The sequence below is a fragment of the Mesorhizobium sp. M0276 genome (genome assembly GCF_040321755.1).
In the GTDB taxonomy this organism is placed as follows: domain Bacteria; phylum Pseudomonadota; class Alphaproteobacteria; order Rhizobiales; family Rhizobiaceae; genus Mesorhizobium.
This window is the reverse complement of record NZ_JAMYSC010000012.1, coordinates 125,225-148,877: the sequence shown is the minus strand read 5'-3', so window position 1 is coordinate 148,877 and position 23,653 is coordinate 125,225. Positions and strand designations below refer to the sequence as shown.

Here is a 23,653-nt window from a genome sequence, read left to right as displayed (position 1 = left end):
TGGAGAGGTGGCGCCTCATCGCTAATTAATCAAGCCGGCGTGCTTCATGGCCGCATCGATCTTCTCGGCGGTCGACTGTTCGATCGTGACCAGCGGCGAGCGCAGCACATTCTCGACCTTGCCCAGCTGCGACAGCGCATATTTGGCGCCGGAAACGCCAGGCTCGACGAAGATCGCCTTGTGCAGCGGCAGCAAACGGTCCTGTAGTTCCAGTGCCTTCGCGCTGTCGCCGGACAGGGTCGCCTCCTGGAATTCGGCACACAGCCGCGGCGCGACGTTCGAGGTCACCGAGATGCAGCCGACGCCGCCATGCGCATTGAAACCAAGCGCCGAAGCGTCCTCGCCCGAAAGCTGGATGAAATCCTTGCCACATGTCGCGCGCTGCTCGGAGACCCGTTCGACCTTGCCGGTTGCATCCTTGACGCCGACGATGTTCTTGAAGTCGTGCGCGAGCCGGCCCATCGTCTCCGGCATCATGTCGATCACCGAGCGCGGCGGGATGTTGTAGATGATGATCGGCAGCTTGGTCGCCCTGGCGACAGCCGCGAAGTGCTCGTACAGGCCGCGTTGTGTCGGCTTGTTGTAATAGGGCGTGACGACCAGGGCGGCATCGGCGCCGGCCTTTTCGGCATATTGTACCAGGCCAACGGCTTCCTCGGTGTTGTTGGAACCGGCACCGGCGACGACCGGAACGCGTCCCTTGGCCACCTCGATGCACACCTTGACGACCTGGCGATGCTCGTCATGCGACAGCGTCGGCGACTCGCCGGTCGTGCCCACGGGAACCAGTCCCGCCGTGCCCTCCGCGAGTTGCCATTCGACGAACGCGCGAAAGGCTTTCTCGTCGAAACGCCCGCTCTTTTCGAACGGTGTCACGAGCGCAGTAAGCGAGCCTCTCAGCATATCGTCCAACTCCTTGGGACTTCATTGTTTATGCAGGCCATCGTCCCAAAACCGGTATCCAGTTCTTGGGCGACATGCATCGGTGTTTTGTCGTGCGCGCCTTCTAGCCGAAAGCGAAGCGGCGCACCATAGTCTCGACATTGTTGCGCGGCAAGCATTGCCGTGGTGTCAGCGCGCAATTCGAACGGCCTCGCTAACTCTTTGTTTACGAGCTCTTCACGACCTAAGTTTAGGCTTCGAGCCTTCTCGGCCTGCTGGTAGAATGCCAGGACAGGGAAAGACGTAAAGATCATGCTGGCCAGTCGGCCTCACCTCTTCGCGCTGCTTGGCGCCACGCTCTCGCTGATGCCGGGCATGGCGATCGGCGGTAGCGTCGATGTACAGCTCACTTCGGCCATTCCGTTGCCAAGCTCGGCCATTCCGATGCCCGGTCTGCGGGACAAAGCGCAAGAAGATGCCTCGCCCGGCGTCGCCCTTTTGAAGAGCGGGCTGGATGCGCTGGCGGCTGGCGACAGTACCAGCGCCCGTGCGGTGCGCGATGCCCTTCCCGCCCATTCGCTCGACCAGCACATCCTTGCCTGGGCGATCGCGCTTTACGGCGGCGACAAGGTTCCGAGCGGCGACATTGCCGCCGCGGCGAAGATGCTGCCCAACTGGCCGGGCACCGTCGCGCTGCGCAAGAACAGCGAGCGCGCACTTTATCGCGAGAACCCTGCCCCAGACGTCATCATTGCGGCATTCGACGGCAGCCAGCCGCAGACATTCGAAGGCGTGATGGCGCTTGCCCGCGCCTATGTGGCATCGGGCAATGTCAAGGCGGCGCGTTCGGTGCTGTCGCCGTTCTGGCGCACCACTATCCTGGAGGCCAAGGATGAGACGGCGCTGATCAAGGAGTTCGGCAGCTTGATCCCGGCTGCCGATCACCGTTTTCGCATGGAGCGCATGTTCTATGCCGACCGCGCAAATTCCGCACTGCGTATCGCCGATCTCGCCGGCGCGCGCCAGCTTGCGGACGCCTGGGCAGCGGTCGGTAAAGGGGACAAGAGCGCTGCCAAACTGCTGAAGGCGGTGCCGGCGGCACAACGTTCGGCCGGCTATTTGTTCGCGCAAGCCGAATATCGGCGCAAGCAACAGGATTTTGCCGGCGCCGCAGCCATTGTGATGCAGGCACCGACCGATCGCGATGCTCTGGTCGATCCGGATGCCTGGTGGGTCGAGCGCCGGGTGTTGTCGCGCCAACTGGTCGACCAGGGCGACATGAAGACGGCCTACCGGATCGTCGCAAGCCACGCCGCCGAAAGTGCCACCAATGCGGTGGACGCCGAATTCCATGCCGGCTGGTACGCGCTGCGTGGCCTGAACGACCCCAAGCTCGCGGCAACGCATTTCGAGCTCATCGCCGACCTAGCGCAGGGGCCAATGACGCTGTCGCGTGCCTATTACTGGCTCGGCCGTGCGGCGGAAGTCGGTGGCCCGGGCAACGCCAAGGACTATTTTGCACGCGCCGCTGCCTACGGAACGACATTTTACGGCCAGCTTGCCGCCGAACGTGTCGGCCGGCAGGCGCTGAACATCGTCTATCCCTCGCCAAGTGCCGCCGACCGGCAGACTTTTGCCGGCCGCGAGGCGGTCAGCGCCATCAAGCGGCTGCAAGAAGCAGGCTACGACCGCTACGCCGAGACGCTCTATCGCGACCTTGCCGGGCAGTTGACCAGTCCGGGCGAACTGGCGCTGCTGGCTGTCCTTGCGGAAAAGCAGGGCAACCATTTCATGGCGCTGAAAATCGGCAAGATTGCCGGCGCGCGTGGCATCGATGTCGGCGCGCTGTCGCATCCGCTCGGCGTCATTCCCGATTCGGCCGATATTTCCGGCTCGGGCAAGGCGCTGGCCTATGCGATCGCGCGCCAGGAAAGCGAGTTCAACATCGGCGCCGTTTCGAGCGCAGGCGCGCGCGGGCTGCTGCAGCTGATGCCGGGAACCGCCAAGCAATTGGCGAAGAAGGCCGGATTGCAGTTTTCGCAGATGCGGCTGACCACCGACGCCGGTTACAATGCGACGCTGGGCGCCGCGTTCCTCGGCGAGCAGCTCGAACGCTTCAACGGCTCCTACGTACTGACTTTCGCCGGCTACAATGCCGGCCCAAACCGGGCCAGCCAGTGGGTGGCCCGATACGGCGACCCGCGCGGTAAGGACATCGATGCGGTCGTCGACTGGATCGAGCGGATTCCCTACACAGAAACAAGAAGTTACGTGCAGCGCGTGATGGAGAATTACGAGGTCTACAAGATGCGTATTTCGGGCAAATACGACATTGTTGGAGACCTGGTGAACGGGCGGAATTGAGGCATGATAGATGTGGCCGCCATCTTGTTGCGGTATTTGCCCAGCGCTCGACATCTTTGAATCGAGTCCCTTCACACCCCCCTCTGCCCTGCCGGCCATCTCCCCCGCAAGTGGGGAGATCGAATGTCACGCCGGCCTTTGCCAATCTCCAACACAACAGGATGGGCTGAGCGCCGACGCTGCCAATCTCCCTCCTTGCGGGGGAGATGGCCGGCAGGCCAGAGGGGGGTGCTGTCCCGCCAAATTTCAAAATTTCCCGCGCTACTTCCTTCAATTTGACCGTCCGTGCCGCCGCCTGTAGCAGTCGCAGACGATCTACACGACGGGGGAATCAGCATGCCAAACCACGAAGGCTTTTCCGATTTTTTCTATGCCTCAACGGATGGGCTCAAGCTTCACGCCCGGATTTATGGCGAGGCAAATGCCACCGGTTGGCCGGTCGTTTGCCTACCCGGGCTCACCCGCAACGCGCGCGACTTCCATGAGCTCGCGCTCTACCTTTCAGGCAGCGCGAAGCAACCGCGCAAAGTCATCGCTTTCGACTATCGCGGGCGCGGGAAATCCGCCTACGACCCGGACGTCAAAAACTACAATGTCGGCGTCGAGGCTGGCGACGTCCTTGCCGGGCTGGCGGCGCTCGGCGTCAACGAGGGGGCCTTCATCGGCACGTCGCGCGGCGGGTTGATCATCCATGTGCTTGGGATGATGCGGCCGGCTACGCTGAAAGCCATTGTTTTCAACGACATCGGCCCGGTGATCGAGGCGAATGGGCTTGCCCATATCCAGTCTTATCTCGAGCGCGAGCGGACACCGAAAACCCGCGCACAGGCGACTGCCGCCCAGCGCAGCGTGCATGGCAAGGACTTCCCTGCCCTTGCCGGGGCGGATTGGGATCGGATGGTATGGGCCCTCTACCGCGAAACGGACGGTGGCCTGGTGCCGGATTTCGACCCGAAGCTGGTCGACACAGTTGCCAGTCTCGACCTGACGCAGCCGCTGCCTGATCTATGGCCGCAATTCGAGGCGTTGGCCGCGATTCCTCTGCTCACCATACGCGGCGCCAATTCGAAGTTGCTGTCCACAGACACGCTGCAACGGATGAGAGAGCGCCATTCCAAGATGGAAGCGATAACCGTCGCGGGTCAGGGCCATGCACCATTCCTCGAGACCAGCAGCCTGCCCGACGACATTGCAGCTTTTCTCGACCGGGCCGAACAGCAGAATAGCCCTGAATAAAGTCCAAGAAGAAACAGCGTCCCGCCAAAACTACTATAGTATAGACTTGCTCTTCCAGTCGCTATTTGGCTTTTGCACTTTTCCTGGGCGCTTTCGGCAATTCCTTTGCCGCAGCGGCTTCGCCCCTTGGTTTCCGCGCTGCGGTCGGCGACGAAGGCACCGTCACAGGCGATGAAAACACGGAGCCTTGCGCGCAGTTGCCGGCCGGCTGGGCCGATCGAGGCGTTTCCAGCACGATGACACAGCCGTCGAGATCGTTGGTGGCCAGATGCGCGTAGCGCATGGTCATCGACAGCGTCTGGTGGCCTAGCCACATTTGCACGCGCCTGATGTCGATGCCGCCCTGGACAAGACGCGAGGCGCAGGTGTGGCGCAATATGTGCGGCACCACCTGGTCGTCGGCGCCGAGGCCGACTTCGGCCTTTGCATCGTTCCAGATGGCACGGAACTGTGCCTGGCTGAGCTTGGTGAACGGTCCCTTGGGCCGGCGGCCTTCGGCGGGCGGCAGCTTGATGACCTCCTTGACCCGCTCGGTCATCGGAATGGTGCGGCTGCGACCGGATTTGGTGATCCAGAAACTGACGCGATGCTCCTGAATGTCATTCCAGATCAGCCCGAGCGCTTCACCGAGACGGCATCCGCTATCGACCAGGAAGACGGAAAGCCTATAAGCGTCCTCGCTGCGGCTCTTGATGGCGGCGAACAGCCTGGCCTCTTCGTCTCTCTCGAGGAAACGAATCCGCCCCGCCCGCTCCTTCTGGCGGCGGAACTCGGGCAGGCTGTGGATATCTCCCATTTTATGAGCCTTGCGCAGCAGTTTGCTGAGAGCAGCCATCTTTCGATTGATGGTTGCGTTGCTGTTGCCGCGCTGGCGCAAGGTGCCGATAAGGTTGTCCAGGGTACTCTGGTCAAAGGCGCTGAAACGCTCCCCAAGGAGAATTTCATCTATTTCGCCGATGAACGAGCTGACATTGTACTTATGCCGCCCGTCATCCCACAATATATCCCGATATGCTGAAAAAAGATCTCCAACCCTGTGCGACTTTACTTCTCTTATCTTGTTGTACGTGTATTTAAACTTCGAGTTCTGAGAAGAGAATACCGCAAAATGATCAGAGGGAATACCCTCTTGAATAGCTTCGTTTGTCATTGTGAGCCACGCCCCCCAGTGGATTAGGTCCAGACCTAGCCGCTCGGAGACATCCTTTCAAGAGTTTTAAGTCGGACGGTCGATCTCATCCACCCGAGGGAGGATCCCACGAAATCACCTTCAGACTTTTTCAGCTACCGATTCCCCCTTTTCCTTCTTCCTGACCAAGTCCAGTCACGAAACAAAAACAGCCCGGGCGTTGAAGCGCCCGGGCTGGATTTCACCTGTAAGAAACCAGCCCTTAGAACGAGCGCTGGAAGCGGAGGAGACCGCCGAAGCCGTCATCGCTGGCGTGGAATTCGCTGTCGCCAAGGTTGACGTAATCAACTTCGGCCGTGACCGTGAGGCCGGGAACGATGTCGTAGGCAATGTTGGCAGCCAGCGCGAATTTCTTGCCCTCATCATACGCAAGCTGAGCATTGAACGAGGCCTTCTCGTTGAACTTGTAGGAGCCGCCGCCCCAGACCGCCCAACTGCCGTCCCACTTCTTGTAGAAGTCATGACCGCCGCTGAAGACATTGTCGTCGCCAGTGCCGTAACCGGCCATGATGAACAGCGACAGAGCGTCAGACGCGGTCACGTCCAAGCGGACCTTGCCGGAAACTTCTTCGTAGTTGCTGTCATAAGCAACGACGCCGGTGATCGCGCCCCAGCCCTGCGTGTACTTCACGCCGCCGACGACATGCGGAACGTAGCTGTCGATCGTGTCATCGCCTGCGCCTTCTTCGAGAGAGACCACGGCCGAGAAGCCGTTGCCAGCGTCGAAGTAGTACTGGACGACATTGGTATCGTACGGACCGTCAGCAACGATATCGTCGTCGATGACGTTACCGGCGTAACCGATGAAGGTCTGGAATGCCGTTTCATCCTTACCGACGCGGAGGCCACCGAGCTGGATCCAGGCGAAGTTCAGCGCGACGGCTGTGTTGCCAGCCTGCCAGCCAGTGCCGCCAAGCGCGTAGTCGCCGCTGCTGTTGGCGAAATTGAAGCGGGTCTCGGTGTAGGTCTTCAAGGTGCCGGGTTCGGTTTCCTGGCCGGTCCAGGTCCTCAGCGTGAAGCGGGCTTGCTTGTAGTAGGTGTCGTGCTCGCCGTCACCCATGTGGTCCGGAACGTTCTGGACGCCGTTGATGTCACCCGCGCCGATGGTGTAGCGGACATAGCCGCCGATGCGCAGGCAGGTCTCGGTGCCGGGGATGTAGAAGTAGCCAGCGCCGTAGACGTCGCAGATCTTGACGTATTCAGCGGGTTCCGGCTCGGCGACGACGACGGCGTCGGCGGCGCGCGCACCGGAAACTGCGATCAGGGCCGCAGCGGAGCCGAGGAGAAGGCTCTTAATGTTCATTTTCTGACCTCCAGTCAGAATCGAACAAGAACTGCCCTTCGGCTGCGTGTTTTTCTGCGGCAAAGGTTTGTTATTGCTGGGCTTTCTCTGGGAATGGCTGGATTTTTCGCCGCCTCGAAGAGCGCAATGCAGACATCACCACACATGTTTGTTGGCGAAAGCGTGGCCGGAGCCGGATTTGAGATAACGCTCGAATGAAGTCGACCTGGCTCGATTCGAGAAGCCGATATACGTGACGATCCGCCGTGGCAGGAACTTGGACGTATGGCTGGATTTTCCGGCGTTATGCTCGGCAAACCGCCGCTTCAGGTCGGAAGTCACGCCGATATAGCGTTCACCTCCCACTGCCTTGCTCTCCAGCCGGTATACATACCACACGAACCACCCTCCTTGACTCGGCAGGCAGACTGCCAAACCTGTCTTGCAAGGATTCCAGGGTCCAGGAAGACCTCCCGCTTCGCGGAAGGAAGACGTGTCCCAAGCAGCGCGAAGCATTGTTTTTGCTAGGATTTAAGGCCCTCCTTCGCCGAGGCTTCGTAGGGCATCCTGCTATACGGAGGGGAGGCTTGTCCTGCGAAGCGCGCAGCGCGAAGCAGGATGGCGGAGAGGATGGGATTCGAACCCACGAGAAGCTTTTGACCTCTACTCCCTTAGCAGGGGAGCGCCTTCGACCACTCGGCCACCTCTCCGTTGCGCCGCTGGATAAAGAAAAGCGCGGGCACAATCAACAAGCCCCAGCCAATATCTCGGAAAAAGAAGCCATTATCTGAAAAAATAGCAACGCGCCGTTGCGCGGCTTCCAAGGATGCGGCGGTTCTGCGGCGGTTTTCTGGCTAGCGACTCGGGACATGGCCATGATTCCGTCAGCCGATCGCCGGATTCGGCGGCAAACAAGGGTTGCGACGGCCCCGATGGTTAACGAGAGCTTTCTGAGTGAGGCCAAATCGTGTCATTTGTGCAACAACGCCAGGGGATAGCAGCCGAACAGCCCTTTCGCCGGTACGATCGTGGTTGAACGCCGCCGCCTCATGGGTAATGTCGGTTTCGAGGAAGCGGCGCGGTGCGCATCTTTTTCGGTAGTGGGGATGGGGCAGGGAACGCTGTCCTTCAGCAAAGAATACCCAGACCCGTTTTTTAACTTTTGACTGGAGGTCAGAAAATGAACATTAAGAGCCTTCTCCTCGGCTCCGCTGCGGCCCTGATCGCAGTTTCCGGTGCGCGCGCCGCCGACGCCGTCGTCGTCGCCGAGCCGGAACCCGCTGAATACGTCAAGATCTGCGACGTCTACGGCGCTGGCTACTTCTACATCCCCGGCACCGAGACCTGCCTGCGCATCGGCGGCTATGTCCGTTACGACATCGGCGGTGGCGACGTAGGCTCGTTCGACGGAGCGACAAGCGCCGATCACGAGGATGGTGGTAAAAGCAACGACACCTGGTACAAGAACGCCCGCTTCACGCTGAAGACCTGGACCGGTCAGGAAACCGAGCTCGGCACCTTGAAGACCTACACCGAGACCCGCTGGAACTTCGGCAATCACCAATCCGATCTGGGCAGCACCCCTCTGGGTGAGGGCGTGGATAATGGCGGCTCCGTCAACAGTGCCGGCATGAAGGGCGTTTCGTTGAATTTCGCCTGGATCCAGCTTGGTGGCCTGCGCGTCGGTAAGGACGAATCGGCCTTCAATACGTTCATCGGCTACGCCGGCAACGTCATCCAGGATACGCTGGTTCCCTACGGCGATTTCGACACCAACGTCGTCCAGTACTACTTCGACGCTGGCAACGGCTTCTCGGCCGTGGTCTCTCTCGAAGAAGGCGCAGGCGAGGTTGGCACGATCGACAGCTACGTTCCGCATGTCGTCGGCGGCGTGAAGTATACGCAGGGCTGGGGCGCCATCACCGGTGTCGTGGCTTATGACAGCAACTACGAAGAAGTCGCCGGCAAGGTGCGCTTGGACGTGAATGCCAGCGACGCCATACAGCTGTGGGTCATGGGCGGCTATGGTTCCGATGACAATCTCTCGGATCCGACCTGGGCCGTTCCGGCTGGCGGTCGCGGCTTCTTCAAGCAGTGGGGCGGCAACTGGGCAGTGTGGGGCGGTGGCACCTACAAGTTCAACGAGAAGACCTCGTTCAACGCTCAGATCTCGTATGACGAATGGAAGAACCTCGGCGTCGCAGCGAACATCGCCTATGATGTTGTTCCTGGCTTCACCGTCACGGCCGAAGTCGACTACCTCAATGCAGGCAAGTTCGACGACGCCGACTTCTCCAACTGGACTGGCGCCACCAAGAAGAGCAGCGTCGGCGGTCTCCTCCGCTTCCAGCGCTCGTTCTAATAAATTTCGCTTCGGCGAAATTGAAAACCCGGCGGGCAACCGCCGGGTTTTTTGATTGAATTGCGGCTTGATCGGCAACTTGCACCGATCATGCGGGCAGGCTAGCAAGAAGGCCCCTTTCAAGTGAGCCTTCGCCATGCGCCAGCGCCCTCCCCTCACGCCTCTCGTCGACGCACTTCCCTCGACGGTGCCTTTTGTCGGACCCGAAGCGCAGGAGCGCGAGCGCGGCCGCGCTTTTCGCGCCCGCATCGGTGCCAATGAGAGCAGTTTTGGGCCCTCGCCGCGCGTTATCGAGCGCATGGCCGGAATCGCCCGCGACATGTGGATGTATTGCGATCCCGACAATCACGACCTGAAAGTGGCGGTTGCCGCGCATCACGGCGTGAAGGCCGAGAACATCGTGGTTGGCGAAGGCATAGACGGCCTTCTCAGCCTGGTGGCCCGCATGTATGTGGCGCCGGGCGGTGCCGTGGTCACCTCACTCGGCGCCTATCCGACCTTCAACTTCCATATTGCCGGTGTCGGCGGGCGGCTGGTTACGGTCGCCTACGAGAGCGACAACGAAAGCCTGGACGGCCTGCTGGCGGCAGTACGCAAGGATAAGGCGCCGCTGGTCTACCTGTCCAACCCGGACAATCCGATGGGCAGTTGGTGGGACGCGGGCGAGATTATCCGCTTCATCGAGGCGCTGCCGGAAACCACCATGCTGGTGCTCGATGAGGCCTATGGCGAACTCGGGCCGCCCTCGGCATTGCCGCCGATCGATATCTCCCGCCCGAACGTCATCCGCATGCGCACCTTCTCGAAGGCTTATGGGCTCGCCGGCATACGCTGCGGCTATGCGGTGGCCGAGGCCCAGGTGATCCGTGACTTCGAGAAGATCCGCAACCATTACGGCGTCAGCCGCATGGCGCAGATCGCCGGCGTCGAGGCGCTTGCCGATCAGGACTATCTGAGGAGCGTGGTGGCGCGGGTGGCTGCCGGCCGCCGACGCATAGCCGGCATCGCCGAGCAGAACGGGTTGAAGCCACTGGAATCGGCAACCAATTTCGTCACCATCGACTGCGGCGGCGATGGCGCCTTTGCGCTGAAAGTGCTGCAAGGCCTGCTGTCGCGCGACGTTTTCATCCGCAAGCCGATGGTGCCACGGCTCGACCGCTGCATCCGGGTCAGCGTCGGCCTCGATCACGAGTTGGACATCTTTGCCGAGGAACTGCCGGGCGCACTCACCGCAGCGCGAGGGAACTAGGAGTAGGCAAAGCGCAATCACAGGGCGCGCTTACAAATCCAGTTCCCAGGTCTGGCCGGTCAGATCCTTGCCGAAACTGTGGTGAGGCTGCTGCGAGACCAGCCTGAAGCCGGCGCGCTCGTAAATCGCACGCGCCGCCACGAGGACGTCGTTGGTCCACAGCACCAGATTGCTATAGCCGCAGGCGCGGGCCTGGTTCACGCATTCCGCGACCAGGCGTTTGCCGATACCCAGGCCGCGCGCAGGCGCCTCGACATGCAGCAGCCGCAGCTTTGCCACCTCGTCGTCCTGATGAACAAGGAACACCGCACCAACTGGCTCCTCGCCACGCTCGGCGATCCAGCAGAAATCGCGGCCGGGCACGAAATTGCGGATGAAATCGGCGCCAATCTCGGCAAGCATGGCCTCGAATTCGATGTTCCAGCCATATTCCTCGGCATAGAGCCGGGCCTGCCGCTGCACGACCCAGCCGACGTCGCCGATGCGGTGCGGCCGCAGCGTCACCTCGCTGCTCTCACAGGCATCGCCCAGCAATTCCCTGGCCTTGCGCAAGGCGCCACCCAGTTCCTGCAACCTGCGGTCAGGCAAATTCTCGATGAGCCGTGCCGTATCGCGATCCGCCGCAGCCTGGAGCTCCGAAAGGGCCGCCTCGCCTCTTGCCGTGAGCGACAGAATCCGCCGGCGTTTGTCGGCCGGATCGGTCCGCGTCTCGGTCAGTCCCCCACTGGCGAATTTGCGCAGAATTCGTGTCAGATACGCTGCATCGACCCGCAGTTGCCTGGCAATATCGGAAGCCGTTGGGCCCATCTCCAGATGGAAAGCCTTGGCAAGAAAGCCCCGCTCCCCAGCGGCTTCAGAAACCGCCGGACGATTAAGGTGGCCGAGTTCGAAAAGTACGCGCGCCTCCGTCAACGTGAATGCGCTTTGTGTCAGCGTCTCGTCGAGAAGACCGACGGTGCGCGTGTAGAAGCGATTGAAGCGCCTGATATCGGCCACCAGAGCCTTTCGTTCGTCCAACATTTGCGTCCAACTCCCAACGGACAGCCGCATTTTTCAAAAATTAGTGGACTGAGTCAATTAAATTTCGAAGGCAAGGGAGCACAGCTGTCATGCGCTATGCTCAGGTTGCCTTCCCGGCGCAGTGCGCCAGATTCCAAGGAGATAGGCTTGGAGATCGTCATGGCTGGTCCTGGCAGGGAAGTGCGGGCGCGCGTCTACGGCAATGTTCAAGGCGTCGGATTCAGAATCTGGGCCCGGGACGAGGCCATAAGCCTCGGTCTTGCTGGCTGGATTCGCAACGAAGCTGACGGTTCCGTAACGACCCGGATTGCTGGTCTCGACGAGGCGGTCTCGACAATGATCGAACGACTGTGGAAAGGGCCGTCCGGAGCTTTGGTTTCCAGGGTCGACGTCGAGGAGTTGGCACCCGGGAACACATTTGTCGAGTTCAGGATTGTTGTATGATGGCGGATTTGATTCAGCGCCCTTGAATTAATTGAACGTTCGTTTTATTATTGCCTCGTAAACGAGGCCGACAATGGCACGCACGACTGGATCCGATGGTGAAAAGACCGAAGCAGCCATCCGCGAGGCGGCCGTCAATCTGATTGCGCGTTTCGGCTACGAGGCGATGTCGATGCGCCAGCTTGCCGCCGAAGTCGGCGTCCAGGCTGCCGCGCTCTACCGCTATTTTCCAACCAAGGAAGAGCTTCTGTTCACGCTGATGCGCGAACACATGGAAGGTCTTACAGGCGCGTGGGAAGCAGCCCGCCCTATCGGTGCGGATCCCGCGCAGCGGCTGTCAGCCTTTGTCGAAAACCACATCGCCTTTCATATCGAGCGTCGGCACGCCACGCATGTGTCGAACATGGAATTGCGCAGCCTGTCGCCCGAACGGCTGACGCAGATCCTGCGCATGCGGACAGCCTATGAAAAGGAGCTACGCACAATTCTGCGCGACGGCGCCGAGGCGGGCGCCTTCAGCATCGACGACACCGGGCTGACGGCCATGGCGCTGATCCAGATGATGACCGGCGTCATCGTCTGGTTTCGGCCGGGCGAACGGCTGTCGATCGCTGAAGTGACGGCGACATATCTGTCGATGACCATGCGGCTCGTCGGCGCGACGATCGACGCCTACAGCGCCGCGCGTCCCTTTGGACGCGCGAAGGACGCTGTAGCACTTTAATTTCGCGCATGATCCCTTCCCAAAATCGAAGTCGATTTTCGGGGTCATGCGGCAGGGAGGGAAAACATGTACACGAACACGCTCAGCTTCGGGCATGACGAGGAGATCGAGGCGCTGCGCGATATGGTTCGGCGCTTCGCCCAGGACAGGATCGCACCGATCGCCGCCGATATCGATCGTTCGAATGAATTCCCGGCGCATCTGTGGGGCGAACTCGGCGCGCTTGGCCTGCTCGGCATCACGGCCGACCCCGATTTCGGCGGCAGCGGCATGGGCTATCTCGCGCATGTGATCGCCGTCGAGGAAATCTCGCGCGCCTCGGCATCGGTCGGCCTCTCCTACGGCGCCCATTCCAATCTCTGCGTCAACCAGATCAACCGCTGGGCGACACCGGCGCAGAAGGAAAAGTTCTTGCCGCCGCTGTGTTCGGGCGAACGCGTCGGCGCGCTGGCGATGTCGGAATCCGGCGCTGGTTCGGATGTCGTGTCGCTCAAGCTGCGCGCCGAAAAGCGCAATGATCGCTACGTGCTCAACGGCACCAAGATGTGGATCACCAACGGGCCGGACGCCCAGACGCTGGTCGTCTACGCCAAGACCGATCCGGAGCTGAAATCACACGGCATCACCGCCTTCATCGTCGAGAACACGATGGCTGGCTTTTCCGTGGCGCAAAAGCTCGACAAGCTCGGCATGAGGGGCTCCAACACCGGCGAGCTGGTTTTTTCAGATGTCGAAGTGCCGTTCGACAACGTGCTGCACGAGGAAGGCCGCGGTGTCGAGGTGCTAATGTCGGGCCTCGACTATGAGCGCACCGTGCTTGCCGGCGGCCCGATCGGCCTGATGGCGGCGTGCCTCGACGTGGCCATCCCCTATGTGCATGAGCGCAAGCAGTTCGGCCAGGCGATCGGCGAGTTCCAGCTGGTGCAGGGTAAACTTGCCGACATGTACACGACGATGAACGCCGCACGCGCCTACGTCTATGCCGTCGCCGCCGCTTGCGATCGCGGCCAGACGACGCGCAAGGATGCCGCCGGCTGCGTGCTGTTTGCCGCCGAGAAGGCGACACTGATGGCGCTGGACGCCATACAGCTGCTTGGCGGCAATGGCTATATCAACGACTATCCAACCGGCCGCCTGTTACGCGACGCCAAGCTCTACGAGATCGGCGCCGGCACCAGCGAAATCCGCCGCTGGCTGGTCGGGCGGGAAATCATGGCGGAGGGGGTATAATATGGCAGCACTTCAAACCCAGATTTCGCCCGCCTCTGAGACCTTCCGAGCCAATGCCGAGCGCATGCGAACCTTGGTCGCCGACATCGCGGAAAAAGCCGCCACCGTCGAGCGTGGCGGCTCGGAGGAAGCGCGTGAGCGCCATGTCTCCCGCGGCAAGCTGCTGCCGCGCGAGCGCCTCGCGCAATTGCTCGACACCGGCTCGCCGTTCCTCGAGATCGGCCAGTTCGCGGCATGGTCGATGTATGGCGAGGAGATTTCTTCGGCCGGCATGATCGCGGGCATCGGCCGCGTCGAGGGCACCGAGGTGATGGTCGTCGTTAACGACGCCACGGTGAAGGGCGGCACATATTATCCGCTGACGGTGAAGAAGCATCTGCGGGCTCAGGAGATCGCGCTGCAGAACAATTTGCCTTGCATCTATCTGGTCGACAGCGGCGGCGCCAATCTGCCCAACCAGGACGAGGTGTTTCCCGACCGCGAACATTTCGGCCGCATCTTCTACAACCAGGCCAACATGTCGGCGGCGGGTATCCCGCAAATCGCCTGCGTCATGGGGTCCTGCACGGCGGGGGGCGCCTATGTTCCGGCGATGTCCGACGAGACGATCATGGTGCGCAACCAGGCGACCATCTTCCTCGGCGGCCCGCCGCTGGTGAAGGCGGCCACCGGCGAGGACGTCAGCGCCGAGGATCTCGGCGGCGCCGATGTGCACACGCGGCTTTCCGGCGTTGCCGACCACTATGCGCTGGACGACGACCATGCACTCGCCATCTGCCGGCGCATCGTCAAAAACCTGAATCGGAACAAGACTGTAAGCCTGAACTTACAGAAGTCGATTCCGCCGCTTCATCCGGCGGATGAACTCTATGGCATCGTGCCGACCGACCTGCGCCAGCCCTATGATGTGCGCGAGGTGATCGCGCGCATCGTCGACGGTTCCGACTTCGATGAGTTCAAGCAGAACTACGGCACCACGCTGATCACCGGCTTTGCCCACCTGCATGGCATGCCGGTCGGCATCATCGCCAACAATGGCGTGCTGTTTTCGGAAAGCGCGCTGAAGGGCGCGCATTTCATCGAACTGTGCTGCCAGCGCAGGATACCGCTTGTCTTCCTGCAGAACATCACCGGCTTCATGGTCGGCAGGAAATACGAGGCGGGCGGCATCGCCAAGGACGGCGCCAAGCTGGTGATGGCGGTTGCCACCGCCAGGGTGCCGAAGGTGACGATCATCATCGGCGGTTCGTTCGGCGCCGGCAATTACGGCATGTGCGGCCGCGCCTTTTCACCGCGCTTCCTGTGGATGTGGCCGAATGCGCGCATCTCTGTGATGGGCGGCGAACAGGCGGCAACCGTGCTCGCCATGGTCAAGCGCGAGGGCATCGAGCGCAAGGGCGGGGAATGGATCGCCGAGGAAGAGGCGAAATTCAAGAAGCCGATCCTGATGAAATACGAGCATGAGGGCCATCCGCTCTACTCGTCCGCTCGCCTCTGGGACGACGGCATCATCGACCCGGCGAAGACGCGCGACGTGCTGGCACTCAGCCTGTCAGCCGCGCTCAACGCCGAGATCGAGGAAACGCGCTTCGGCGTGTTCAGGATGTGAGATGAGCAAGGCGCTGGACAGGATCCGCATCCACACCGGCGACATCACGAAACTGGATGTCGACGCCATCGTCAATGCCGCCAACACGTCGCTTCTCGGCGGTGGCGGGGTCGATGGCGCCATCCACCGCGCCGCAGGCCGCGAGCTTGAGTTCGAATGTCGGATGCTGAACGGATGCAAGGTCGGCGACGCGAAGATCACCAGGGGTTACAAACTGCCGGCTCGACACATCATCCATACAGTCGGCCCCGTCTGGCAGGGCGGCGGCAAGGGCGAAGCCGAGTTGCTGGCTTCCTGCTATATCAGGTCGCTCGAACTCGCCGCCGCCAATGACTGCCGCTCGGTCGCATTTCCAGCGATCTCGACCGGTATTTACCGCTACCCGAAAGACGAGGCGACGCGGATCGCCGTCAGCACTATCAACGCATTCCTGAACGAGACAAGCAGACCGGAAATCGTCATTTTCTGCTGCTTCGACGAGCAAACGGCTGAACTATACCGGCATGCCGTTGCTGCCCTTCGAGAAGGTTGAACTGTATGGCGCAATCGATTCATCAGCATAGGCAAGCTGGAACCTCCACCATTGAACTGGCGGCAAGGAAAAATATTCGCTACTGCTCGTCGTGCTTAGTGCAATGGGCACAAGGCGGGAATGAAACTGAAATATTTCCGGAGGACGGCCGCCTCGATACTTACATGCGAGATCGCCGCGTCCAAATAGGTACAACCGACCGCCAGGTAGAGCACTCCCTTGGTAAGGGAGTGCTCTACGGTATTGGGCGAACGTCTGAACGGATAGGTTGGAGGGACAGCGCCCCCCTCTGTCCTGCCGGACATCTTGGCAGGACAGAGGGGGGCGCGACGGAGCGCCTGCGTCGCTTCAAGCAAACTCTGTCCAGGGAGGCTCGATGTTCACCAAGATCCTGATCGCCAATCGGGGCGAGATCGCTTGCCGTGTCATCCGCACGGCACAGACGATGGGCGTGCGCACTGTTGCCGCCTATTCGGACGCCGACGCGAAATCCCTGCATGTCGAGATGGCCGACGAGGCCCTTCATATCGGCGCCTCGCCTGTCGGCGAAAGCTATCTGCGCGGCGACAAGATCATCGCGGCTGCCCTTTCGACGGGCGCTGAAGCCATTCATCCCGGCTACGGCTTCCTGTCCGAAAACCCCGATTTCGTCGACCAGGTGGTAGCGGCGGGGCTCATCTTCATCGGCCCGTCGGCAACCTCGATCCGTGCCATGGGGCTGAAGGATGCCGCCAAGCGGCTAATGGAAAAGGCCGGCGTGCCGGTGGTGCCGGGCTACCATGGCGAGGCGCAGGAGATCGTGCTGCTTGCCTCCAAGGCGCGCGAGATCGGCTATCCCGTGCTGATCAAGGCGCGCGCCGGCGGCGGCGGCAAGGGTATGCGGAGGGTCGAGCATCCCGATGAGTTTTCCGAAGCGTTGTCCAGCGCACGGCGCGAGGCGAAAGCCGCCTTCGGCGACGACCGCGTGCTGGTCGAAAAATATGTCGACAAGCCGCGCCACATCGAAGTGCAGGTGTTCGGCGATAGTCTTGGCAATGTCGTGCATCTTTACGAGCGCGACTGCTCGGCGCAGCGCCGCCATCAGAAGGTGATCGAGGAGGCGCCCGCCCCCGGCATGACACCGGCTTTGCGCAAGGCGATGACGGATGCGGCGGTCAAAGCCGCCAAGGCGATCAATTATTCCGGCGCCGGCACCATCGAGTTCATCGTCGATGCCTCGCAGGGGCTGAAAGCCGACCGCTTCTGGTTCATGGAAATGAACACCCGCCTGCAGGTCGAGCACCCCGTCACTGAAATGGTTACCGGCACCGATCTGGTCGAGTGGCAGTTGCGGGTCGCATCGGGCGAAAAGCTGCCGAAGACACAAAGCGAGATCGCGCTGACCGGTCATGCCTTCGAAGCGCGGATCTATGCCGAGGATGCGGCAAAGGGCTTCCTGCCGGCGACTGGCACGCTGCATCACCTGAAATTTCCGGATGCAGCGCCCGAAGGCGCCACGGTGCGAATCGAGACCGGCGTGCGGGCGGGTGATGCGATCTCGCCCTATTACGATCCAATGATCGCCAAGCTTGTCGTCCATGCGAAGGACCGGCAGACGGCACTGGAAGCGCTTGGTGCGGCGCTGTCTCGAACCGAGATCGCCGGCTCCACCGTCAATACCGCCTTTCTCGCCGCTCTGGCCGCCGATCCGGATTTTTGCACAGGCGACGTCGACACTGGCCTGATCGGCAGGCACCAGGAGACATTGACGATCGTCCCGCCACCGGGCGGAGAAACCATTGCCGCCGCGGCTGTCGCAGCTTCAGGCGCCGGAGCGTCGCCGCCATCCGACGATCCGTGGTCGTCGCTTGCCGGCTATGCGCATTTCCACAATGTGGCGCGGCGCATACGGCTGAAATTCGGCGATGACGATATCGAGGCAGGGGTTTCGGTGCGGCCGGATGGACGGTTCCAGGTGGCGCTGACCGCACCCCATGACAGTACAAATTCGTATGATTTTCGCGCTTCACCGCGCATCGCCCGCTGGCCAGGCCACATCACCGTGTTCGAAGGCGCCGTTGGCTACACCTTCGCCGTGCCGGACCCGCTGGCGCGCGCCGATGAGGCAGCCGCAGGTGTGGGCAGCTTGCGCGCGCCGATGCCGGGGCTGGTCAAGCTGGTGCGGGTGACAAGAGGCGATGCGGTGATCAAGGGCCAACCACTGCTTATCCTAGAGGCGATGAAGATGGAGCACACCATCGCCGCGCCACATGATGGCGTGATCGCCGAGATCGCGACAGAGGGCGCGCAGGTCACCGACGGGACGGTGCTGGTGCGGTTCGTGGAGGAGCACAACGCCCCGAGCGCGGTAGCGATCTGACAGCCGAAAGCCGTCGAGGGCGCAAACGAGAAAATGGCCGGGAGTAGCCCCGACCATTTCGCTATCCTATCCAGTCGCAAGGGCGACGATTACTGGGCGATCGGTTACTGGGCGATCGGTGCGTACTTTCCATTATGCCACTGGTTGATGTCGTAGCTGGCATTCTTGAGGTCGCCCTTTTCGTCGAAGGTGACATTGCCGACGACGGTGCTGACGGGCGTGCCATTCTTCAACGCTTCGGCAACCTTCGCCGGATCGTCGCTGCCGGCGCGCTTGACGCCCTCGGCGAAGGCCTGGATCACGGCATAGGAGAACAGCGTGAAGCCCTCCGGCACGAAGCCGCCCGCCTTGATCTTCTCGACGGCGGCCTTGGCTTCCGGCTTTGCCTGCGGATCCGACGGGAACACGAACATGGTGCCCTCGCCTGCCGGGCCGGCAACCTGCCAGAATTCCGGCGAAGCGATGGAGTCCGGCATGATCAACTGGAACTTCAGGTTCTGTTCCGCCGACTGACGCAGGATCAGACCAGCCTCAGGATGATAGCCGCCGAAATAAACAACGTCTGCTTTCAAGTCCTTGAGCTTGGTGACGAGAGCCGAATAGTCCTTCTCGCCAGCGTTGATGCCGTCATAATAGACTTCCTTGAGGCCGCCGGCATTCATCGTTGCCTTGACGGCGTCAGCCACGCCCTGTCCGTAGGCACTCTTGTCATGCAGGACGACGACGTTCTTGCCGGCAAACTTCTTGGCGATCCATGGGCCGATGAAGGCGCCCTGCGCATCGTCACGCGTATAAAGCCGCATGATCGTCGGCCAGCCGGCCTTGGCCGCCGCGTCGGTCAGCACCGGATTGGAAGAAGCCGGGGTCATCATCAGAGCGCCGGCTTCGGCATAGACCGCCGAGGCCGGAATGCTGGAACCCGAGCAAGCATGGCCGTCGATGAATTTGACGCCGTCGGCGACGATGCGGTTGGCGACCGACACTGCCTGCTTGGGATCGCACTGGTCATCTTCGATACTCAGCTTGATCTGGCGGCCCTCGACACCACCCGTTGCGTTGATCGCGTCAGCAGCGGCCTGCGCGCCCTGCTTGAACTGATCGCCGATGGTGGCGAGTTGTCCGGTCATCGGGCCGACCACCGCAAAAGTGATGTCGTCGGCGAATGCGACCGGCGTGCTCATCATCAGGCCGAAAATGGCCGCGTTCAAAATACCCAATTTTTTCATTGCAGTAGAACTCCTCCACTCACGCGCGGCCGTTCCGGCCGCACTTCTTCCAGAGAGCCGGGACAATTTCACCCTTCCTTGGACCTGTCTAGGCGCATTGGCGGCACTCGATTGGGCCTGCAACGCGCCGCGGCAAACAGGGCAAAAGCCGCGCCGGCCTTGTTCCGGCCGGTCGCGGCTTTTGCCTGTCGAGCTGTTCCCGAGCGCCCCGCGCCTAAAAATCCCGCTCGCCCTCCCCGTGTCGTGCGCGACTGGACCTTGCGGCCTGCCGCGTTCTCCTTGTTCAGAGCATGATCCCGGGGCAAACGGTTTCCGTTTGTCGGAGAGAACCGGATTTCACATTGGGCATTTCACCGTCTCACGGAAACGGCGAACCGCTCTAACTCTTTGTTTTGACGCGATTCCGGACGGAAACCCGCTTCACACTTTTCCTGGAGGTCATCGACCGTCTTGCGCGGCCTTCTGTCGTGCGGGGGTCTGGCCGTCTGTGCGGTCTTGATCCCGGAGCTTCCCTGTCTTCGATAGGTCTGTAGGCAGATCTTAGTGGATGGTCATCCATTCGCGGGCTTCGCGAAGCGCCTTGGCGATCTCGACCTTCGACATTGCTGCCGACAGTTCGGAACGCAGTTCCGCGGCGCGGACCGAGCCCTTGATCGCGGCAATGTTGAACCATTTGTGGGCGGCAACGACATCGGTCTCGCAATCGCGGCCGGTCGCATACATCATGCCCAGTTCGAAAAGAATGTCGGCCTGGGCAGTTGCCCCCATGGCGCCGAAACCTGCTTCAAGCATTTCAAAACGTGCCATTTCAATCCCCTGTTTTCCGGCCCCTGTCAGGCTCCTGAGAGCTGCCTTCTTTCGTGCTTGCGGCTGCTCTTCCGATGCTTTCGAGAATGCCGTGCAGGCTTGAATCCGTCGTTAAATGGCGTGCTTAATTTGAGGAAAACAAAGCTAAAACAAGAGGTAAACGCGGAAATTCGTTAAGGATACAAAGCCAGCAATTCAGCGAGCTTGCGTCAAATTTGACAAAAATCCTCCGCTGCCAAGTCAAGACTTTGCTAACCACGGGAGACAAAGGCGCTGCGCCGGTCATTTCATTTTCTCGCCGATGGGACGCATTCGGACGCCTTCAAGAATCCGAAAGTCTTCCGCAGCGGCACCGCTTTTGTTTTGCCAGGAGCTGGATTAGCTTACGTTAGCGTAAGCGGCAGACCGGCGAGGGGCGGAGCATCCGGTCGGACATCCAAAGGGAGGAAGACATGTTTCGAAAAGTGAGCCTGGCTCTTGCGGCCACATTGATCGTGGCGGGTGCGGCATCGGCCGATCCGATCGAGGGTGATTGGAAGACGCAGGCCGGCGACACCGCGGCCATCGTTGGCGGCGGCTCGTTTTCCATCACGCTCAAGTCCGGCAAGTATGCCGGAAAAACAATCGGCTCGCTCAAGGCGGCTGGCGACAACAAATATGCCGGTAACATCACCGATCCGGCAAACGACAGAACCTATTCGGGCAAGGCGACCCTTTCGGGCAGCTCGCTCAAGATGAGCGGCTGCGTGCTCGGCGGACTGATCTGCAAAAGCCAGACCTGGCACAAGCTCTGATCGACCTACATATATATATATATATATATCCTTGTGACATGAAGACGGGGCTCTGACGGGCTCCGTTTTCGTTTGTCGCGGCGCAACGCCCTAACCTCGGCATCCTGCCGAAACAGGCGCCGTCGACGCCAAAAGCCCGCCAATCAGTTTGAACCGCAGATGAACGCCGGCATCAGGGCCGGTTCAGTTGCATCAGGGCATTCTCCGGCGTGTTGAAGGAGACCCGACCAATGCTTGCTCGCCGCTTCACCATCGTCTGCCTGCTGATGAGCCTGTTTGGAATGTTCTTCGCCATCCTCGTCGCTGAAGCGGGTCGTCCGGCCCGCGCATGGGACGAAGCCAGTTCCAGAACCTGCCGCCTCGCCTGCCCCACCCACCTTCGCAACTAAACAAAGAGCCAGACCTCAAAAAGAAAAGCTGAAACACCATGAACCGCATCGCCGCCACCGCACTAAAGATCCTTCGGCTTCTGCCGCGGGCGGCGCTTATCCTGGCGGTTCTGGCCGCTCCGGTTCTGGCCGTGCCGATGATGCGCGCCGATGCCGGCTCGACGATCGAAGCGCCGGCTTTGAAGAAGTCCGGGATCGGCTTTGTGCTCCTGGTCAGCCTGCAGCGCGGATAAGCGCGTTTCGTGCATGTCGCCCAAAATCGCTGCGCTCTTTGGGGCGACATGCAGCGGAAAGAAAAACGACCCTTAAGCCGCCTTCGGTCGCGACACCCCTCCCAAGTGCCGATCCAAATCTCTATATTGAGTCATGGAAAAGCGAATCTACCCTCAGGCCATCGAATCTGTCGTCATGCCGGAGCCTTTTGGCCGGCAAAGCTTTGATCGCGCCGAAAAGGCCGTCGCGGCACTTCGGCTGCTTTACGACCGCAACACCAAGTTCCTGCGCGACTCCTTTGCTGAACTGGCGGCGGCGGGCGGCGACAATGGCAAGCGCTACCGGGCCTTCTACCCGGAGATCGGCGTCACCACCACCTCGTTCACCCAGATCGACTCGCGTCAGGCGTATGGCCATATGCCGACGCCTGGGCATTTTTCGACCACCATTACCCAGCCCGCCCTGTTCGAAAGCTACCTTGTCGAGCAGTTGCGTCTGATCATGCGCAATCATGGCGTTGCGGTCTCGGTGTCGGAATCGACCACGCCGATCCCGCTGCATTTCGCCTTTCTCGAAGGCACCCATGTCGACGGCGCGGCGGCCGAACGCATCAAGCGGCCGATCCGCGACCTGTTCGACGTGCCGGATCTCGACGGTACCGACGACCAGATCGCCAACGGGACTTTCGAAGTGGCCTTGGGCGAACCGAGGCCGTTGGCGCCCTTCACGGCGCAGCGCATCGACTATTCGCTGCATCGCCTGTCGCACTATACGGCGACCACGCCACAGCATTTCCAGAATTTCGTGCTGTTCACCAACTACCAATTCTACATCGACGAATTCGTTGCCCGCGCTCGCGACCTGATGGCCGATGGAGGCGGCGGATATACCGAATTCGTCGAGCCGGGCAATGTCATCACCTTGGCCGGACAAAGCGCGCCCGGTCTCGGGGTCGCGCCGCCTCGCCTGCCGCAGATGCCGGCCTATCACCTGAAGAAGCCGAACCATGGCGGCATCACCATGGTCAATATCGGCGTCGGGCCTTCCAACGCCAAAACGATTACCGACCACATCGCCGTGCTGAGGCCGCATGCCTGGGTGATGCTCGGTCACTGCGCCGGGCTGCGCAATACCCAGGCTTTGGGCGATTATGTGTTGGCGCACGCCTATGTACGCGAGGACCACGTCCTCGACGACGATCTTCCGGTCTGGGTCCCGATCCCGCCGCTGGCCGAGATCCAGGTGGCGTTGCAGGAAGCCGTCGCCGAAGTCACCGGCCTGTCCGGCTACGACTTGAAGCGCATCATGCGCACAGGCACCGTCGCCACCATCGACAACCGAAACTGGGAACTGCGCGACCAGCGCGGCCCGGTGCAGCGCCTGTCGCAGTCGCGGGCGATCGCGCTCGACATGGAATCTGCGACCATCGCCGCCAACGGCTTCCGTTTCCGCGTTCCCTACGGCACGCTGCTGTGCGTTTCGGACAAGCCATTGCATGGCGAGTTGAAGCTGCCCGGCATGGCGACCGAATTCTACAAGCGCCAGGTGGCGCAGCATCTGACCATCGGCATCAGGGCGATGGAAAAGCTTGCGGAAATGCCGATGGATCGACTGCATTCGCGCAAACTGAGAAGTTTTTCGGAGACCGCGTTCCAATAGGACGATCTGTGCGCTGCCCGAGCATCTCATCATCTTGATTGGGCCGCATTTCTGCCGATAACCAGGCCGGTATTTTCCGACAA

At 61.2% G+C, this 23,653-nt stretch carries 21 protein-coding genes and 1 tRNA gene; 14 read left to right on the top strand and 8 right to left on the bottom strand.

The genetic code is table 11. The features are described 5' to 3' along the window. Nucleotides 1–21: 21 nt before the first annotated feature. The gene (gene dapA / locus NKJ01_RS12200) at nucleotides 22–903 is read right to left on the bottom strand and encodes a 4-hydroxy-tetrahydrodipicolinate synthase (RefSeq protein WP_031261019.1); all 882 of its coding nucleotides are present in this window, start codon (nucleotides 901–903) and stop codon (nucleotides 22–24) included. A gap of 291 nt (nucleotides 904–1,194) precedes the next feature. Here dapA and NKJ01_RS12195 point away from each other — a divergent pair, with 291 nt between their 5' ends. Together NKJ01_RS12195 and NKJ01_RS12190 are read left to right on the top strand one after the other, a co-directional pair. Then, nucleotides 1,195–3,246, top strand: coding sequence for a lytic transglycosylase domain-containing protein (locus NKJ01_RS12195; protein ID WP_352728195.1), 2,052 nt, complete (start codon nucleotides 1,195–1,197; stop codon nucleotides 3,244–3,246). Between the two features lie 336 nt (nucleotides 3,247–3,582). Further along, complete coding sequence (locus tag NKJ01_RS12190; protein ID WP_352728193.1) at nucleotides 3,583–4,482, top strand: alpha/beta fold hydrolase; 900 nt, start codon at nucleotides 3,583–3,585, stop codon at nucleotides 4,480–4,482. A 61-nt stretch (nucleotides 4,483–4,543) separates the two neighbouring features. On the opposite strand, the gene NKJ01_RS12185 is transcribed toward NKJ01_RS12190, so the two are convergent. The 4 genes from NKJ01_RS12185 to NKJ01_RS12170 form a co-directional block, all read right to left on the bottom strand. Continuing rightward, on the bottom strand, nucleotides 4,544–5,632 hold the full coding sequence (locus NKJ01_RS12185) for a tyrosine-type recombinase/integrase (protein ID WP_352728191.1): 1,089 nt from the start codon (nucleotides 5,630–5,632) through the stop codon (nucleotides 4,544–4,546). A 241-nt stretch (nucleotides 5,633–5,873) separates the two neighbouring features. Continuing rightward, entirely contained in the window at nucleotides 5,874–6,974 is a 1,101-nt protein-coding gene (locus NKJ01_RS12180) for a porin (protein WP_352728189.1), read from the bottom strand. Nucleotides 6,975–7,109: 135 nt separating this feature from the next. Further along, nucleotides 7,110–7,352 (bottom strand): GIY-YIG nuclease family protein, encoded by a 243-nt coding sequence (locus NKJ01_RS12175; protein ID WP_352728187.1) that lies wholly within the window; start codon nucleotides 7,350–7,352, stop codon nucleotides 7,110–7,112. Nucleotides 7,353–7,572: 220 nt separating this feature from the next. Continuing rightward, nucleotides 7,573–7,663, bottom strand: a tRNA-Ser gene (locus NKJ01_RS12170). A gap of 470 nt (nucleotides 7,664–8,133) precedes the next feature. Between NKJ01_RS12170 and NKJ01_RS12165 the strand changes: the two genes are divergently transcribed. Next, nucleotides 8,134–9,315, top strand: a complete 1,182-nt coding sequence (locus NKJ01_RS12165) for a porin (protein ID WP_352728185.1) — start codon at nucleotides 8,134–8,136, stop codon at nucleotides 9,313–9,315. A gap of 136 nt (nucleotides 9,316–9,451) precedes the next feature. Further along, the gene (locus NKJ01_RS12160; protein WP_352728183.1) at nucleotides 9,452–10,564 is read left to right on the top strand and encodes a pyridoxal phosphate-dependent aminotransferase; all 1,113 of its coding nucleotides are present in this window, start codon (nucleotides 9,452–9,454) and stop codon (nucleotides 10,562–10,564) included. A gap of 30 nt (nucleotides 10,565–10,594) precedes the next feature. Here the strand turns inward: NKJ01_RS12160 and NKJ01_RS12155 are convergent, their stop codons facing one another. Further along, the gene (locus NKJ01_RS12155; RefSeq protein WP_352728181.1) at nucleotides 10,595–11,584 is read right to left on the bottom strand and encodes a bifunctional helix-turn-helix transcriptional regulator/GNAT family N-acetyltransferase; all 990 of its coding nucleotides are present in this window, start codon (nucleotides 11,582–11,584) and stop codon (nucleotides 10,595–10,597) included. A 159-nt stretch (nucleotides 11,585–11,743) separates the two neighbouring features. Between NKJ01_RS12155 and NKJ01_RS12150 the strand changes: the two genes are divergently transcribed. The 6 genes from NKJ01_RS12150 to NKJ01_RS12125 all read left to right on the top strand — a co-directional run bounded on the left by NKJ01_RS12150 (nucleotide 11,744) and on the right by NKJ01_RS12125 (nucleotide 18,482). Then, on the top strand, nucleotides 11,744–12,028 hold the full coding sequence (locus NKJ01_RS12150) for an acylphosphatase (RefSeq protein ID WP_352728224.1): 285 nt from the start codon (nucleotides 11,744–11,746) through the stop codon (nucleotides 12,026–12,028). Between the two features lie 73 nt (nucleotides 12,029–12,101). Next, the gene (locus tag NKJ01_RS12145) at nucleotides 12,102–12,752 is read left to right on the top strand and encodes a TetR/AcrR family transcriptional regulator (protein WP_352728179.1); all 651 of its coding nucleotides are present in this window, start codon (nucleotides 12,102–12,104) and stop codon (nucleotides 12,750–12,752) included. 66 nt (nucleotides 12,753–12,818) lie between these two features. Further along, nucleotides 12,819–13,982, top strand: a complete 1,164-nt coding sequence (locus NKJ01_RS12140) for an isovaleryl-CoA dehydrogenase (RefSeq protein WP_352599249.1) — start codon at nucleotides 12,819–12,821, stop codon at nucleotides 13,980–13,982. Nucleotide 13,983: 1 nt separating this feature from the next. Next, nucleotides 13,984–15,591 (top strand): carboxyl transferase domain-containing protein, encoded by a 1,608-nt coding sequence (locus NKJ01_RS12135; protein WP_352728177.1) that lies wholly within the window; start codon nucleotides 13,984–13,986, stop codon nucleotides 15,589–15,591. A gap of 1 nt (nucleotide 15,592) precedes the next feature. Beyond that, nucleotides 15,593–16,123 carry an O-acetyl-ADP-ribose deacetylase gene (locus NKJ01_RS12130; RefSeq protein WP_352728175.1) on the top strand — a complete coding sequence of 177 codons (531 nt, stop codon included), beginning with the start codon at nucleotides 15,593–15,595 and terminating at the stop codon, nucleotides 16,121–16,123. 376 nt (nucleotides 16,124–16,499) lie between these two features. Continuing rightward, a complete protein-coding gene (locus NKJ01_RS12125) occupies nucleotides 16,500–18,482 on the top strand; it encodes an acetyl/propionyl/methylcrotonyl-CoA carboxylase subunit alpha (protein WP_352728173.1) in 1,983 nt (660 codons plus the stop codon). A 104-nt stretch (nucleotides 18,483–18,586) separates the two neighbouring features. Here NKJ01_RS12125 and NKJ01_RS12120 read toward each other — a convergent pair whose 3' ends face one another. Then, on the bottom strand, nucleotides 18,587–19,708 hold the full coding sequence (locus NKJ01_RS12120; RefSeq protein WP_352599257.1) for an ABC transporter substrate-binding protein: 1,122 nt from the start codon (nucleotides 19,706–19,708) through the stop codon (nucleotides 18,587–18,589). A 540-nt stretch (nucleotides 19,709–20,248) separates the two neighbouring features. Beyond that, nucleotides 20,249–20,515, bottom strand: a complete 267-nt coding sequence (locus NKJ01_RS12115; protein ID WP_023760434.1) for an SEL1-like repeat protein — start codon at nucleotides 20,513–20,515, stop codon at nucleotides 20,249–20,251. Nucleotides 20,516–20,967: 452 nt separating this feature from the next. On the opposite strand from NKJ01_RS12115, the gene NKJ01_RS12110 reads away from it, so the two are divergent. From NKJ01_RS12110 to NKJ01_RS12095, 4 genes are all read left to right on the top strand, one after another. Further along, a complete protein-coding gene (locus NKJ01_RS12110; RefSeq protein ID WP_352599258.1) occupies nucleotides 20,968–21,309 on the top strand; it encodes a DUF2147 domain-containing protein in 342 nt (113 codons plus the stop codon). Nucleotides 21,310–21,539: 230 nt separating this feature from the next. Beyond that, the gene (locus NKJ01_RS12105; RefSeq protein ID WP_168992200.1) at nucleotides 21,540–21,698 is read left to right on the top strand and encodes a hypothetical protein; all 159 of its coding nucleotides are present in this window, start codon (nucleotides 21,540–21,542) and stop codon (nucleotides 21,696–21,698) included. Between the two features lie 38 nt (nucleotides 21,699–21,736). Continuing rightward, nucleotides 21,737–21,931, top strand: coding sequence for a hypothetical protein (locus NKJ01_RS12100; protein WP_352599260.1), 195 nt, complete (start codon nucleotides 21,737–21,739; stop codon nucleotides 21,929–21,931). Nucleotides 21,932–22,106: 175 nt separating this feature from the next. Next, nucleotides 22,107–23,570, top strand: coding sequence for an AMP nucleosidase (locus tag NKJ01_RS12095; RefSeq protein WP_352599262.1), 1,464 nt, complete (start codon nucleotides 22,107–22,109; stop codon nucleotides 23,568–23,570). Nucleotides 23,571–23,653 lie beyond the last annotated feature (83 nt).

Bases quoted from the DNA above. Each gene is read 5' to 3' on its own strand.
- NKJ01_RS12105 (WP_168992200.1), top strand. From the start codon at position 21,540: ATGCTTGCTCGCCGCTTCACCATCGTCTGCCTGCTGATGAGCCTGTTT.
- NKJ01_RS12190 (WP_352728193.1), top strand. From the start codon at position 3,583: ATGCCAAACCACGAAGGCTTTTCCGATTTTTTCTATGCCTCAACGGAT.
- NKJ01_RS12140 (WP_352599249.1), top strand. From the start codon at position 12,819: ATGTACACGAACACGCTCAGCTTCGGGCATGACGAGGAGATCGAGGCG.
- NKJ01_RS12150 (WP_352728224.1), top strand. From the start codon at position 11,744: ATGGCTGGTCCTGGCAGGGAAGTGCGGGCGCGCGTCTACGGCAATGTT.
- NKJ01_RS12180 (WP_352728189.1), bottom strand. From the start codon at position 6,974: ATGAACATTAAGAGCCTTCTCCTCGGCTCCGCTGCGGCCCTGATCGCA.
- NKJ01_RS12130 (WP_352728175.1), top strand. From the start codon at position 15,593: ATGAGCAAGGCGCTGGACAGGATCCGCATCCACACCGGCGACATCACG.
- NKJ01_RS12095 (WP_352599262.1), top strand. From the start codon at position 22,107: ATGCCGGAGCCTTTTGGCCGGCAAAGCTTTGATCGCGCCGAAAAGGCC.
- NKJ01_RS12135 (WP_352728177.1), top strand. From the start codon at position 13,984: ATGGCAGCACTTCAAACCCAGATTTCGCCCGCCTCTGAGACCTTCCGA.
- NKJ01_RS12185 (WP_352728191.1), bottom strand. From the start codon at position 5,632: ATGACAAACGAAGCTATTCAAGAGGGTATTCCCTCTGATCATTTTGCG.
- NKJ01_RS12145 (WP_352728179.1), top strand. From the start codon at position 12,102: ATGGCACGCACGACTGGATCCGATGGTGAAAAGACCGAAGCAGCCATC.
- NKJ01_RS12125 (WP_352728173.1), top strand. From the start codon at position 16,500: ATGTTCACCAAGATCCTGATCGCCAATCGGGGCGAGATCGCTTGCCGT.
- NKJ01_RS12155 (WP_352728181.1), bottom strand. From the start codon at position 11,584: ATGTTGGACGAACGAAAGGCTCTGGTGGCCGATATCAGGCGCTTCAAT.
- NKJ01_RS12120 (WP_352599257.1), bottom strand. From the start codon at position 19,708: ATGAAAAAATTGGGTATTTTGAACGCGGCCATTTTCGGCCTGATGATG.
- NKJ01_RS12195 (WP_352728195.1), top strand. From the start codon at position 1,195: ATGCTGGCCAGTCGGCCTCACCTCTTCGCGCTGCTTGGCGCCACGCTC.
- NKJ01_RS12115 (WP_023760434.1), bottom strand. From the start codon at position 20,515: ATGGCACGTTTTGAAATGCTTGAAGCAGGTTTCGGCGCCATGGGGGCA.
- NKJ01_RS12160 (WP_352728183.1), top strand. From the start codon at position 9,452: ATGCGCCAGCGCCCTCCCCTCACGCCTCTCGTCGACGCACTTCCCTCG.
- NKJ01_RS12110 (WP_352599258.1), top strand. From the start codon at position 20,968: ATGTTTCGAAAAGTGAGCCTGGCTCTTGCGGCCACATTGATCGTGGCG.
- NKJ01_RS12165 (WP_352728185.1), top strand. From the start codon at position 8,134: ATGAACATTAAGAGCCTTCTCCTCGGCTCCGCTGCGGCCCTGATCGCA.
- dapA (WP_031261019.1), bottom strand. From the start codon at position 903: ATGCTGAGAGGCTCGCTTACTGCGCTCGTGACACCGTTCGAAAAGAGC.
- NKJ01_RS12100 (WP_352599260.1), top strand. From the start codon at position 21,737: ATGAACCGCATCGCCGCCACCGCACTAAAGATCCTTCGGCTTCTGCCG.